At 70.2% G+C, this 12869-nt stretch carries 13 protein-coding genes; 2 read left to right on the top strand and 11 right to left on the bottom strand.

Annotation, left to right across the window (positions count from 1 at the left end; genetic code table 11):
• Positions 1-33: 33 nt before the first annotated feature.
• From cdd to DJ017_RS18105, 8 genes are all read right to left on the bottom strand, one after another.
• Positions 34-435, bottom strand: a complete 402-nt coding sequence (gene cdd / locus DJ017_RS18140) for a cytidine deaminase (RefSeq protein WP_111530314.1) — start codon at positions 433-435, stop codon at positions 34-36.
• Positions 436-489: 54 nt separating this feature from the next.
• Positions 490-1236 (bottom strand): 5'-methylthioadenosine/S-adenosylhomocysteine nucleosidase, encoded by a 747-nt coding sequence (gene mtnN, locus DJ017_RS18135; protein ID WP_165830708.1) that lies wholly within the window; start codon positions 1234-1236, stop codon positions 490-492.
• Complete coding sequence (locus tag DJ017_RS18130) at positions 1233-1844, bottom strand: pyridoxamine 5'-phosphate oxidase family protein (protein ID WP_111530312.1); 612 nt, start codon at positions 1842-1844, stop codon at positions 1233-1235. The genes mtnN and DJ017_RS18130 overlap by 4 nt, the downstream gene beginning before the upstream one ends.
• Positions 1845-1903: 59 nt before the next feature.
• Positions 1904-3742 carry a DUF885 domain-containing protein gene (locus DJ017_RS18125; protein ID WP_111530311.1) on the bottom strand — a complete coding sequence of 613 codons (1839 nt, stop codon included), beginning with the start codon at positions 3740-3742 and terminating at the stop codon, positions 1904-1906.
• A gap of 97 nt (positions 3743-3839) precedes the next feature.
• Positions 3840-4973: an ABC transporter permease gene (locus DJ017_RS18120; protein ID WP_111530310.1), complete on the bottom strand. Its 1134-nt coding sequence runs from the start codon at positions 4971-4973 to the stop codon at positions 3840-3842.
• Positions 4970-5902, bottom strand: coding sequence for an ABC transporter ATP-binding protein (locus DJ017_RS18115; protein WP_111530309.1), 933 nt, complete (start codon positions 5900-5902; stop codon positions 4970-4972). Before DJ017_RS18115 ends, DJ017_RS18120 begins: the two co-directional genes overlap by 4 nt.
• Complete coding sequence (locus tag DJ017_RS18110) at positions 5899-6873, bottom strand: HlyD family secretion protein (RefSeq protein WP_111530308.1); 975 nt, start codon at positions 6871-6873, stop codon at positions 5899-5901. The genes DJ017_RS18115 and DJ017_RS18110 overlap by 4 nt, the downstream gene beginning before the upstream one ends.
• On the bottom strand, positions 6870-7508 hold the full coding sequence (locus DJ017_RS18105; protein ID WP_111530307.1) for a TetR/AcrR family transcriptional regulator: 639 nt from the start codon (positions 7506-7508) through the stop codon (positions 6870-6872). Before DJ017_RS18105 ends, DJ017_RS18110 begins: the two co-directional genes overlap by 4 nt.
• A 345-nt stretch (positions 7509-7853) precedes the next feature.
• Between DJ017_RS18105 and rpmB the strand changes: the two genes are divergently transcribed.
• A complete protein-coding gene (gene rpmB, locus DJ017_RS18100) occupies positions 7854-8150 on the top strand; it encodes a 50S ribosomal protein L28 (RefSeq protein ID WP_111530306.1) in 297 nt (98 codons plus the stop codon).
• Between the two features lie 59 nt (positions 8151-8209).
• Here rpmB and DJ017_RS18095 read toward each other — a convergent pair whose 3' ends face one another.
• The gene (locus DJ017_RS18095; protein ID WP_111530305.1) at positions 8210-9193 is read right to left on the bottom strand and encodes an esterase-like activity of phytase family protein; all 984 of its coding nucleotides are present in this window, start codon (positions 9191-9193) and stop codon (positions 8210-8212) included.
• Positions 9190-11142 (bottom strand): cobaltochelatase subunit CobT, encoded by a 1953-nt coding sequence (gene cobT / locus DJ017_RS18090; RefSeq protein ID WP_111530304.1) that lies wholly within the window; start codon positions 11140-11142, stop codon positions 9190-9192. The genes DJ017_RS18095 and cobT overlap by 4 nt, the downstream gene beginning before the upstream one ends.
• A 162-nt stretch (positions 11143-11304) precedes the next feature.
• Here cobT and DJ017_RS18085 point away from each other — a divergent pair, with 162 nt between their 5' ends.
• Positions 11305-11484, top strand: a complete 180-nt coding sequence (locus tag DJ017_RS18085) for a DUF1328 family protein (RefSeq protein ID WP_111530303.1) — start codon at positions 11305-11307, stop codon at positions 11482-11484.
• Between the two features lie 131 nt (positions 11485-11615).
• Here the strand turns inward: DJ017_RS18085 and DJ017_RS18080 are convergent, their stop codons facing one another.
• Positions 11616-12803, bottom strand: coding sequence for a DUF3089 domain-containing protein (locus tag DJ017_RS18080; RefSeq protein ID WP_111530302.1), 1188 nt, complete (start codon positions 12801-12803; stop codon positions 11616-11618).
• Between the last annotated feature and the right edge of the window lie 66 nt (positions 12804-12869).

The following is a 12869-nucleotide window of genomic DNA, read 5'->3' as shown; positions in this document are numbered from 1 at the left end:
GCGAGCGGGCCGCGCGTTCCGCCGCCTATCATTTCACCGATCGGTCGGATCGAGCCGGAAAGCCAGGGGCAGCAGCTCCTCGATGGTGCGCGTCTCGGCCGCGCCGTCGGGAGAGAGGCTCACCACCTCGCAGCCCGGCCGGGCGAGCTCGAGGATCTTCTGGCGGCAGCCGCCGCACGGCCAGATGTGGCCGGGAAGATCGGAGGCGACGAACACCCGCACCAAGGCCGGCTCGCCCGCCGTCACCGCCGCCCCGATCGCCGAGGCCTCGGCGCACCAGCCCTGCGGATAGGCCGCGTTCTCGACATTGACGCCATAGTGCAGGGCCCCGGCCGCGGTCTCTACGGCGACGGCGACGTGGACCTTGGAATAGGGGGCGTGGGCGTTGGCCAGGCGGCGCCGCAGCTCGGCGGCGACGGTAGCGGGCGCGGTCATGTGGGGTGGTTCGTCCCTTGGGTGATCGAGGGACGGCGAAGACTAGGCGAGGGTTCAGCCGGCGTCCACGCCGGCCTTGAGGATCGCAAGCAGGGCCGGCACGCAGAGCGCCGAGTTCTCCGCCGCCATCAGCTCCATCTCGTAGTAGGTGACGTGGCTCTCCTCCCCGGCAAGGTCGGAGAGGGTGCGGATGACGTAGAGCGGCCGCTTCCAGGCGTCGGCCACCTGGCGGAGGGCCCCGCTCTCCATGTCGATGGCGTCGGCGGCGAAGCGGGCGCGCAGGGCGTCGCGGGTCTCGCCGCAGTTCAGGAAGTAGTCGGCGGTGACGATAGCGCCGCGGCGGATCGGATGGCCGAGCCGCTCGGCCACGGCGTCCTCCAGGCGCTCGAGCGCCGAGCGGACGTGCGGCTGGACGGGCGGCGCCTCGCTTAGCTCGGGCGCGCCGATCGGGATCTCGCCGGAGGCGGTGGCGGTGAGCTGGCCGCCGGTCACCACCCCGAAATCGTGGATCGCCAGCCGCTCGGCCAGCACCACGGCCCCGACCGGCAGTTCCGGGTTCAGTCCGCCGGCGACGCCGGAGCAGATCAGGGCCTCCACCTCGAACAGGCTGAGCAGCAGGGTGGCGGCGGCCGCGGCGTTGACCTTGCCGATGCCGGTCTGGGCCAGCACCAGGTCGTGGCCGTCGTGACGCCCGCGCCAGACGCGGGTCGGGCCGTGAAGCTCCGGCTCGGGATCCAGATGCAGCTGGGCGCGGACGGCTTCCAGCTCCTCCGGCGTGGCGCAGAGGATGCCGATGCTCACCAGAGGCTCCCGGCGGCGCGGGCCGGCCACTCGGCGTCGTAGGCCGGGCCGCCGACCTCTCCGTCCGTGAGCGCGGCGAGGATCGCGCCGGGCGTCGGCAGGGACTTGGGATCGGCCTGCGCGGCAGGGTCCCAGAGCCGGGAGCGGACGATCGCGCGGGCGCACTGGAAGTAGGCGACCTCCACATTGACCAGGATGACCGAGCGGGGCGCCTTGCCGTCCACGGCGAAGCTTTCCAGCAGGTCGGGGTCGGTGGTGAGGACCGCGCGACCGTTGACCCGGAAGGTCGTCCCCGAGCCGGGGATCAGGAACAGCAGCGCGACGCGCGGGTCGCGGACGATGTTCCTCAGGGAATCGATGCGGTTGTTGCCGCGCCGGTCGGGCAGGGCGAGGGTCCGCTCGTCGAGGATGCGGACGAAGCCCCGGGCGTCGCCCCGCGGGCTGCAGTCGAGGCCCTCGGGCCCGACGGTGGCCAGGGCCACGAACGGAGAGGCCTCGATGAGCTGGCGGTAGTGCGGGGTGATCCGCGCGACTTCCTTGACGGTCGAAGCCGGGGTGACCGGCCCGTCGTAGATCTCGGCGAGCTGATCGAGGTCCTGGATGATCATGGACCCGTATATGGCCCGGCCCGGCCGTTTGCCCAACGGCCGAGCCGGTCCCAATCGGATCAGGCTTTCCGGGTGCTGGCGACGTAGTCGTCGATGACGCGGTCGAGCACCGTCAGCGGCACGCCGCCGGCCAGCAGGCCCGCGTCGTGGAACTTCTTGATGTCGAACTTCGGACCCAGCGCCTTCTTCGCGCGCTCGCGGGCGTTCAGCCAGGTGATCTTGCCGACCATGTAGCTGGAGGCCTGGCCGGGCCACACGCAGTAGCGCTCGATCTCGGTGACGGCGGTGGCTTCGTTGTCGCCGATGTTGTCGACCATGTACTTGACGGCCTGCTCGCGGCTCCAGCGCTTGTGGTGCATGCCGCTGTCGACCACCAGGCGCACGGCCCGGAACATGGCGTCGTGGATCATGCCGATGTGGCCGAGCACGTCGTGGTCGTACATGCCCATCTCGACGGCGAGGTTCTCGGCGTAGAGCGCCCAACCCTCGGAATAGCCGGAGAAGCCGATCACCTTGCGGATCAGGGGCAGGTCGCCGGCCTCGTTGTTGAGCGAGAGCTGCAGGTGGTGCCCCGGAATCCCCTCGTGATAGGTGAGGGTGGGCAGGGACCAGGCCGGGTTCTCGGCGGTGTCGCGCAGGTTGATCCAGTAGATCCCCGGCCGCTTCCCGTCGAGCGAGGGCGAATAGTAGTAGCCGCCCGGCGCGCCGGCCTCGATGGCCTTGGGCACGCGGCGGATCTCCAGCGGCGCCTTCGGCAACTGGCCGAAGTAGCCGGGCAGCTTGGCCTGGACCACCTTGACCTTGTCGTTCAGCGCCTTGAGCAGCTGCTCCTTGCCGGCGTCGGTGTTCGGGTAGAGCTGCTTGGGATCCTTGGCCATGGCGCGGTAGCGCTCGCCGACGCTCCCCTTGGCGTAGCCGGCCTTCCTCATCAGCACGTCCGCCTGGGCGCCGAGGCTCTTCACCAGCTCCAGGCCCATGGCGTGGACCTCGTCGGGGGTGATGTTGGCGGTCGTGTATTGGCGCAGCGAGACCCGGTAGTAGTCCTCGCCGTCGGGCAGACGCCAGACGCCGGCGTCGTGCACGGCCTTGGGCCGCAGGCTCTCCAGCAGCGCGGCCTGGCGGGCGAGCGCCGGGCGCACCTTCTCGGCGTAGAGGCCCTCGGCCTGCGCCGCCCAGTCGCCGGCGATGTTCTTCTCCTTGGTGCGGCGCAGGAGGCTCGCCACCATCGGCGCCTTGTCGGGCGTGTAGGCGAGGAACGACTTGAGCTGGGTCAGCGCCTTGTCGAGCACGAAGTCCGGCGGGGTGACGCCGAGGGCCACGTCGTGGCGGGCCACCTCGGCCTCCTGGTCGAGGAGCCGGGCGAAGGCCTCCATCCGCGCCATGTAGGCGTCGGCGTCGCCCTTGGCCTCGATCACGTGCTGGGTGTCGAGGAAGTCCGGCATCTGCTGGTAGGCGCCGGTGAGCTGGGAGACCACATAGGGCGCGCCGGCGCCGACGCCGCCATACTGGAACTTGCGGCTGCCCTCGTCCTGGACGTCCAGGGTGAACTCGACGGTGTCGTAGTTGACCGCGTCCATGCCCGAGAGCTGCTTGCGGTCCAGGGTGCGAAGCTCGGCGAGCTGGCCGGCGTTGATCGCCTTGCTCTCCGCGTTGGCGGTGAGCGAGAAGTCCGACAGCTCGTACTTGGTCCAGGCCAGGTCGCCCTTGTCGATGCCGAGGCTCGTCGCCAGCTCCGGCGAGCGGCGGAACGCCTGGGCCATGAAGCGGTCGAACATGGCGTACATCTTGGCCGCTTCACCCGTGGGCTTTGCGGCCGTGGCGGCGGTGGCGAGTTTCGGCACGACGGCCGCAGCGCCGAGCGCGGCCGCGCCGGCGAGGAGATCACGACGAGTGGTCATGGAAGAAAGAGCCCCCAAACATGCAGATTGGGGGCGAACCTAGGCGGCTTGGCCGCCGATCGCCGGTTAATTCGCTGTAACCCGCGCCGTAGCCCGGTCAGTCGAGAGTGCGCCGATAGCGGATCATGGCCAGGGCCGTGACGATGCAGACGAAGGCCAGCAGGGCCGCGAGTTCGCGCCACTGGTCCGCCAGCGACTGGCCCTTGAGTAGGGAGCCGCGGACGACCCGCAGGAAGTGGGTCACCGGAATCACCTGGCCGATGAACTGCGCCCAGGCCGGCATGCCGCGGAAGGGGAACATGAAGCCCGACAGCAGGATCGAGGGGAGCATGTAGAAGAAGCTCATCTGCATGGCCTGGAGCTGCGAGCGGGCGACCGTCGAGATCAGGAAGCCCAGGGCGAGCGAGCCGACGATGAACAGGGCGACGCCGGCGAAGAGGCCGGTCCAGCCGCCCTGCATCGGCACGTGGAACAGGAACCGCGCCAGGAGCAGGATGATCGCCGTCTGGGTGAGGCCCACCAGCACATAGGGCGCGAGCTTGCCGATCATCACCTCGATCGGCTCGACGGGCGTGGCGAGCAGGCTCTCCATCGTGCCCCGCTCGGTTTCGCGGGTCACCGACAGGGCGGTCATGATGACGAGGGTGATCGAGAGGATGACGCCCAGCAGCCCCGGCACGATGTTGTACTGGGTGATGGCCTCGGGGTTGTAGCGCGCGTGGACCACCACCTCGAACGGCGGGGCGGCGGCCGAGCGCGGCGCGAGCGCGCCCTTCAGGTCCTCGGCCAGGGCCTGTTTCGGCAAGCCGGCCAGGGCCGCGACCGCCCCGCCGGTGGCGGACGGGTCGGTGGCGTCGGCCTCCACGAGAATCTGAGCCCTGTCGCCGCGCGCCACGCGGCGGGTGAAGTCGCCGGGAATGGTCAGGGCGAACTGGACCTGGCCGGAGCGGATCAGCTCGTCGAGTTCGCCGGGGCTGCGGACCACCTTCTCGAGATCGAAGTAGGCGGAGTTCTTCAGGCTGGCGAGGATCGAGCGCGACAGGCGCGAATCCTCCTGCACGAGGACGGCGGTCGGCAGGTGTCGCGGCTCGGAATTGATCGCGTAGCCGAACAGCAGGAGTTGCACGACCGGGATCAGCAGCATCATGGCGTAGGTCAGGCGGTCGCGGGTGAGCTGTTTGAACTCCTTGGCCATGACGGCCAGGATCCGGAGGCCGGAAAAGCCGCTCATTTAAAGTTGTCCTCCGCGCGGCCCATCAGGTGGATGAAGACGTCCTCGAGGGTCGGCGGGACCTCTTCCCAGCGCCAAGGCTCGCGGCGGTAGGGGGCTATGGCGGCGGCGAGGGCCTGGCGGTCCGGACCGCTGACGTGCAGGGCCGCGCCGAAGGGCGCGACGGTCTCGACGCCGGGCTTGCCGGTGAGCTCGTGGGCCAGGCGGCCGATCCCATCGCCCTCGCCGTGGAAGGTGAAGATGTGCGCGCTCTCGACCACCTCGCGGGCCGTGCCGCGGGCGATCAGCTTGCCGTAGCTGATGTAGGCGATCTCGTGGCAGCGCTCGGCCTCGTCCATGTAGTGGGTGGAGACCAGCACCGTCAGGCCCTCGCCGGCCAGGGCGTGGATCTCGTCCCAGAAGGTCCGGCGCGCCTTCGGGTCGACCCCGGCGGTGGGCTCGTCGAGGAGGAGCAGATTCGGCTCGTGCAGGGTGGCGGCGGCGAGGGCCAGGCGCTGCTTCCAACCGCCGGAGAGCGTGCCGGCGAGCTGGCCGCGGCGCGCCGAGAGGCCGAGCCGGTCCAGGGCGTCGGCGACCCGCTGGCGGCGCCGGTCGAGGCCGTAGACGCGGGCGATGAACTCGAGGTTCTCGGCGATCGAAAGGTCCTCGTAGAGCGAGAACCTCTGGGTCATGTAGCCGGTCCGCCGCTTGATCTCGTCCGCCTGCTTCAGGATGTCGTAGCCGAGGCACGTCCCGCGTCCGCTATCCGGGGTGAGCAGGCCGCAGAGCATGCGCAGGGTCGTGGTCTTGCCCGAGCCGTTGGGACCCAGGAAGCCGCAGATCCGCCCCTCCGCCACCTGGATGGTGACGTCCTGCACCACCCGCTTGTCGCCAAAGCTCTTGTTGAGGTCGGCGACGTCGATGGCGAGTGACGGGGCGGGCGTCGTCACCGCCCCGCCTCCAGCGGAAGGACGTCGACCGGCTGGCCGGGATTGAGCCTGACCGAGGGCAGGGCGCGGATCTGGTAGACGAGCCGGTCGCGGGCGTCGCGGCTGTAGATCACCGGCGGGGTGAACTCCGGCCTCGGGCTCACATAGGTGATCCTGGCGGTCAGGCCCTTGGCGCAGCCGTCGCAGGAGAAACGGATCGTGCGGCCGACCCGGTAGGCCGACAAGGCCTGTTCGGGGACGAACACCTTCACATAGATCCGCGAGTCCGGGAGCAGCGAGAGGATCGGCTGGTTGGCCGGCGCCCATTCGCCCTGCTGGAAGAAGACGTCCTCCACGCGGGCCGACTCGGGGGCTTTGGGAGCGATGTCGGCGAGCCGGGCGCTCGCGCCGGCGAGGCTCGCCTGGGCCTGGCGCACGCGGGCGTCGGCGGCGCGGATCTGGTCGGCGCGGGCCCCCAGGGTGGCGGCGTCGCGCTGGCGGCGGGCCGCGGCGGCCTGGGCCTCGGCGGCCTGGGCGCTCGCGCGGGCGTCGTCGAGCGCTGCCCTGGATTCGAAGCCCTTGGCGGCGAGGGCGGCGACGCGCCGGAACTGGGCCTCGGCGTCGCGGGCCCGGGCCTCGGCGGCGGCGATATTGGCCTCGTAGACCGCGATCTCCACCGGCCGCTGGCCCTTGCGCACGTCGGTGGCCTGGGCCTCGGCGGCCTGGGTCTCCGCCGCGGCCTGGTCGCGGGTGGAGATCACCTGCTTAGGATCGATGGCGAAGAGCTCGGCGCCGGCGTTCACCTCGTCGCCGCGGGCGACCCGCATGGCGGTGACCGTGCCGGCCACCGGGGCGGCGAGATAGAGCGGCTCGCCCTCTACATAGCCGGTGAGCGTCCGGGGCGGGCTGAAGCGCGGCATCAGCACGAGGCCCCCGACGATCGCCAGGGCGAGGACCAGGAGGACTGCGACCAGTATGCGCTGCCGGTTCATGACCGTGCTCCTTCTGCGAGCATGCCGCCGAGCATGGTCTCCACGTGCTGGCGGGCGACCGCGGCGACGTCGAAGGCCGCCGCGCCCACCGGCACGAAGGTTTCGCGCCAGATGACGCCGACCAGCAGGGGAGCGATGAGCTGCATGGCGTAGGTCCGGGGATCGCCGGGCTTCACCTCGCCGCGCGCCTGGGCGGCGGCGACCGCGTCGGTCATGGCGCCCAGCGCCTGGGCCACCAGCCGGTCGTGCCAGACCCGGGCGAGCTCGGGGAAATTTCCGGCCTCGCCGATGACCATCTTCACCACTCCGCCCACCGGCAGGGTCTCGAGGAGACCGGCGATCCGCTCGGGCACGAGGCGCAGGAGGTCGGCGAAGGGGCCGGGATGGGCGGCGATCATGGCCCGCACGGCCTGGATGTTGGGGGCGATGGCCTGCTCCACCACGGCGCGGAACAGGTCCTCCTTGGTCTCGAAGTAGAGATAGAGCGCGCCCTTGGAGACCCCGGCGCGGGCGGCGATCTCGTCGAGCCGGGCGGCGGCGAATCCCTTCTCGGAGAACACCTGCAGCGCCGCCTGGACGATCTCGCCCGGCCGGTCGGCCTTGCGGCGGCGGAATTTGGGAGCCCCCGCGAGCATGTGCGCCTCTGATAACTGACCGGTCAGTTATTAAACCCAGAAGCGGCAGACGGCAAGGCCGCGGCTGCGCGTCGGCGCGCTGAGAGAGGCGATGGTGTCGCGATGATCGGGAACGCGGGGCGCACAAAGCGCGTCCGAATCACTGACTCGCAGCAATTCGATCTTTGTTCACCGCTAGATCTTGTATCTGGAAGCTGCTTCGCCACTAGGGTCAAGCGGATGGCCCGGCGAGAAAGTCGGCGATTCGACGTCCTCGCCTTGACGTCGGCAGGCCCCTTCCTCTATATCGCGCGCTCCCGCGGGCCCGGCCCGCCGTCCTTTTCTTCCCGCGAAGGTTTTTTCGCCATGTCGCGCCGTTGCGAACTCACGGGTGTTGGCCCGCTTGTCGGCCACAACGTGAGCCACTCGAACATCAAGACCAAGCGCCGCTTCCTGCCGGCCCTGTCGCCCACGACCCTGCAGTCGGACGCGCTCGGCCAGTCGTTCAGGCTGCGGGTCACCAATGCCGCGCTGCGCACCCTGGACTTCAAGGGCGGCCTCGACGCCTTCCTGCTGAAGGCCCGCGACGAGGACCTGTCGCCGCGCGCCCTGAAGATCAAGCGTCAGGTGAAGGCCAAGCTCGCCGAGCAGCCCGTCGCCTAAGCGCGACCTTCACGTGTCGTTCCGAAGAGGCCGCCCGCAAGGGCGGCCTTTTTGTTTGGCTATCTGGGCGTCCAGTCGAAGGCCAGGAGGTAGGTCTTCTGGTCGGTGGGCAGGCCGTTGTAGGTCCCGAAGTTGTCGTCCGAGATCAGGTAGAAGCGGATCTTCCCGCTCCCCTGCGGCACAGCGGCGACGCCCTCGAAGTTGTCGACGGTGAGTGGCCGCTTGATCTCCATCTCGTCGAGCACCGCGCCGGCGCGGTCGACCACCTTCAAGCGGATGACATTGCCGCGCAGCGCCGAGTAGCCGCGCAGCAGATAGGCCGTGCGCCCGCCGGGCAGCAGGTCCATGCCGGAGAGCTCCAGGCCCTCGAGGTCGATGCGGCCCGTGGCCGTGCAGCTGGTCGAGACGCGGCACAGGAAGGTCTCGCCGGTCGCCTCGATGCCCACGCGATAGGCGTCCGGCGCGACCGAGGGGTCGGCGACGAGCGCCTCCATTCCCTTGTTGAAGACGTAGCGGATCTGCGGATAGGGCGCCGGCCGCGGCGGCCCGCCGGCCTTCGGATAGAGGAGGATGCGGTCGTGCTGTTCGAAGCTGACGAGCCGGTCGCCGTTCGGCAGGTCCGCGACCCCCTCGGAATCGGCCTCGCGGTCGCCCTTGGCGTGCAGCTCGACGCCATCCTCGCCCTTGATCGCCGTGAGATGGGCCTCGGCGAGCCCCTGCGGCCGGCCGTGGGCATCGAGCACCAGGCGGGCCGTGAGCTGGTCGCCCTCGTCGCCCTCGGCCAGCAGCCGCCCGTCGGGCCAGACCTTCAGGTCCGAAAGCCCGTGCAGGCGCGCCGTGTCGCGCGAGGTGAGCAGCAGGCCGCCGGCGTAGGCGAAGTCGCCGATGCGGTCCTGGCGCGGATCGGCCGGATTGAGCGGCACGGGCTGGGCGTCGATGCGGATCGGCGCGCCGTAGGGCAGGGGATGTTCGGGCAGGGGCGCCTGGGGCGCGCAGGCGGCGAGCGCCAGCGCCGCGGCCAGAGCCCCCCAGCCGAGCCTCACGCCACGGCTCTCCGCACTTCCTTGAAGGTGGAGCGGCGCATGGTGGGCTTGGGCCCTTCGGTGTTCGGCGGCGGCTGCAGCAGCCCGGCCAGGGCCCGGCGGGTCAGCTTCTCGGGCTCTTCCTCGAAGAGCTCGGCGAGCTGCTCGACGATGACGCCGGCGAGCTGCTCGACGTCGACGATGGTTACGGCCCGGCGATAGTAGCGGGTGACGTCGTGGCCGATGCCGATGGCGATCAGCTGCACCGGGCTCTTGCCCTCGATCTCGGCGATCACCTCGCGCAGGTGGCGCTCGAGGTAGTGGCCGGAGTTCACCGACAGGGTCGAATCGTCGACGGGCGCGCCATCGGAGATGACCATCAGGATGCGGCGCTGCTCGGGCCGGCCGATCAGGCGCTGGTGCGCCCACATCAGGGCCTCGCCGTCGATGTTCTCCTTGAGCAGCCCCTCGCGCATCATCAGGCCGAGGTTGCGCCGGGCCCGCCGCCAGGGCGCGTCGGCGGCCTTGTAGATGATGTGGCGCAGGTCGTTCAGCCGGCCCGGCTGGGCGGGCTTGCCGGCCTTCAGCCAGTCCTCGCGGGCCTGGCCGCCCTTCCACGCGCGGGTGGTGAAGCCGAGGATCTCGGTCTTCACGCCGCAGCGCTCGAGGGTGCGCGCCAGGATGTCGGCGCAGACCGCCGCCACCATGATCGGCCGCCCGCGCATCGAGCCGGAGTTATCGATGAGGATGGTCACGACCGTGTCGCGGAACTCGGTGTCGGCCTCCTCCTTGAAGGAGAGCGGCGCGGTCGGGTCGGTGATCACCCGGGTGAGGCGCGAGACGTCGAGCACGCCTTCCTCGAGGTCGAAGCTCCAGGTGCGGTTCTGCTGGGCGAGCAGGCGCCGCTGCAGCTTGTTGGCGAGGCGCGAGACGACGCTCGAGAGGCTGGCGAGCTGCTGGTCGAGGTAGGCGCGCAGCCGGGTCAGCTCCTCGCCGTCGCAGAGCTCCTCGGCGGCGACGATCTCGTCGTGACCGGTGGTGAAGACCTTGTAGGTGGCCACCTTGCCTTCACCCGAGAACTCCGGCCGGGCGGGCTGATCGCCCTCGCCCATGTCCGGCGGCTCGTCGGTGTCCTCGGCGTCGGGGTTCTCCTCGGCCTCCATCATCTGGGAGTCGGCGTCCTGGCTCTCGCGGTGGGTCGCCTCGTCCTCGTCCATGGCGGTCTGCTGGGGCGAGCGGCCTTCGCCCTCGCCCTCTTCGTTCTGGTCCTGGGCCTCGGGTTCGCCCTCTTCGCCCTCGTCCTCGGCCTGGTCCGGCTGGTCGGGCGCCTCGGAGAGATCATCGCCCATGTCGAGATCGCGCAGGATGGTGCGGGCGATCTTGGCGAAGGCCTTCTGGTCGCCGATCGAGGCTTCCAGCTTGTCGAGGTCGGCGCCGGCCTTGGCCTCGACGTCGGCCTTGAAGAGGTTGACCAGCGGCTGGGCCATGGCGGGCGGCGGCTCGCCGGTCAGGCGCTCGCGAACCATCAGGCCGATGACCTCGGCGAGCGGCGGGTTGGCCAGGGCTTCGATCTGGTTGAACGAGCGCTTGGCCCAGGCCTGCTCCACCACGGCCTTGAGGTTCTCGCGCACGCCGCCGAGGGCGTTGGCGCCGATAGCCTCCACGCGCGCGGCCTCGATGGCGTCGTAGATCGGCGCGCCGCCGGCCGAGGCCGGGCGGCCCTTGGCGTGGACGCCGGCGTCGTGGTGGGCGAGGCGCAGCGCCATCTGGTCGGCGAGGCCGCGGATGCGGGCGGCGTCGGTGGGCGTCAGGTCGCGCGGCGGGTGCGGCAGCACCGCCCGCTTGCCCGAAAGCTGCGGGCCTTCGCCCGAGTAGACGATCTCGAGATCGGGCGTCTCGGCAAGCGATCGCGCGGCGTTCGCCAGGGCGCGCTTGAAGGGCTCCAACGGGCTTTCGGGATTCTTGGCCATCTCGCTGTCCGTCTTAGATCAGCATTGCCCCCAGGTGAAACAAGGATCGGAGGCAACGCGGTTTCCCGCACGAACAGGTGAGGCGGAGGAACAGGCTTTGCCGCGGGCACGTTACCCGGGCCGAGGTCTGAAGCAGGCCTTGGCAACCTGAAGGAGAGCGAAATGCTCAAATGGGCCCTGATCTTCGCGATCGTCGCCCTGATCGCCGGCGGCCTCGGCTTCACCGGCGTGGCCGGCGCAGCGGCCGGTATCGCGAAGTTCCTGTTCTTCCTGTTCCTGGTGGGCTTCGTGGTCTTCCTGGTGCTCGGCTTCTGGGCCGGGCGGAAGGTCGCGGGCGACTGAGGAATTCCTCCCCTCAGGGGGAGGTGGCCACAGGCCGGAGGGGGGTGAAGCCCGCAGCGTCAGACGCCGCGCCCTTCGACCCCCTCAGTCCGTTCCGGACAGCTCCCCCCTCAGGGGGAGCATTCGGGGGCCTATTTCTTCGCGAGGTAGGCCTTGGTCTCGGCGCCGACGATGTCCATCAGGTTGCCCATGGCCAGGTTGGCGTCGATCAGGTGCAGGCCCCAGTCGGCGCTGACCTTTCCGAACACGACCACGTCGCCGTTGATGTCGTCGGCCCGCGGGTCGGCCGGGTCGGCGTTCACGTGGACCTGCAGGTAGTTGAAGCCGTCCTTGCTGACGCACTCGGCCGAGAGCAGGCCCGGCGCCGAGACGAAGGGCGTGTCGGGATTGGCCTTGCCCTTCACCCACTCCACCTTGCGCCGGTCGGCGTCGGCGATGTCGGGGCCGGCGTTGGTCAGGTAGGCGTGCAGGGCGCCCTTGCCGCCGGGGGCGAGGTTCGCCGGGTTGGTGCAGGCCGCCTCGCGCCCGCCGTCCGCCTTTCCGAAGCGGCTGTTGGCCGGCGGCGGGACGGTGTCGCGGAAGCTCGCATAGGCGATGACGCAGCCGGTCTGGCTGGCCTTGCGGCACAGCGGCACGTGCTGGAAGAGGCCGGTGTCCTTGCCGGCGTCGACCGGCAGGCGCGTGCCCATCAGGATCGCCGACACGAGCTTCTTCTGCGCCGGCTTCCCGTCGATCTCGTTCTTGATGAGGTTGGTCAGCACGCCCGAACCCTGGGAGTGGCCGACGAGGACCACGCCACGGCCGTGGTTGTCGTGCGCCAGATAGTAGTTCCAGGCGTCGACCACGTCTTCGTAGCCGACGCCGCGGATCTTCGGATCGGCCGAGCCGGGCAGGGGCTTGCCGGCGATGCCGGCGCGCAGGGCGGTGAGCGTCACCTGGCGATAGAGCGGGGCGTAGAGGCGGCACTTGGCGCCGAGGCGGGCGAACTGCTGCTTGACGACGTTCTGCTCTTCCAGCCCCGGCTTCATGTCGGAGATCACGCCGGGATCGTTGGAGACCGTGGGATAGACGTAGAAGCAGTCGATCGGCGCCTTGGGGTTCGGCCGGTAGCGCTCGACGCTCTCCTTGCCGTTCGCCTGCACGATGGTGGTCGTCAGGTCGTAGCCGCAGGCGTTGCCGTCCGTCTTGCCCGGCCGGCAGAGCCAGTTCTCCACCTTCGCATAGTCGTTCTTCGCCGGCGCCTGTTGCGCCTGAGCGCTTGCGGCGGCCATCACGAAGCCCGCGCTCAGAGCGAGCGCGGCCAGCACCTTCCCAGCCATCGGCCCAGCCATTGGTTTCCCCCTGAAATTCTTTAGGCAGCTATGCCCAGAGGATCGCGCGAGGGG

The organism is Phenylobacterium soli (assembly GCF_003254475.1).
GTDB lineage: Bacteria > Pseudomonadota > Alphaproteobacteria > Caulobacterales > Caulobacteraceae > Phenylobacterium > Phenylobacterium soli.
The sequence above is the reverse complement of the archived record's forward strand: the minus strand, read 5'-3'. Positions and strand labels throughout refer to the sequence as shown.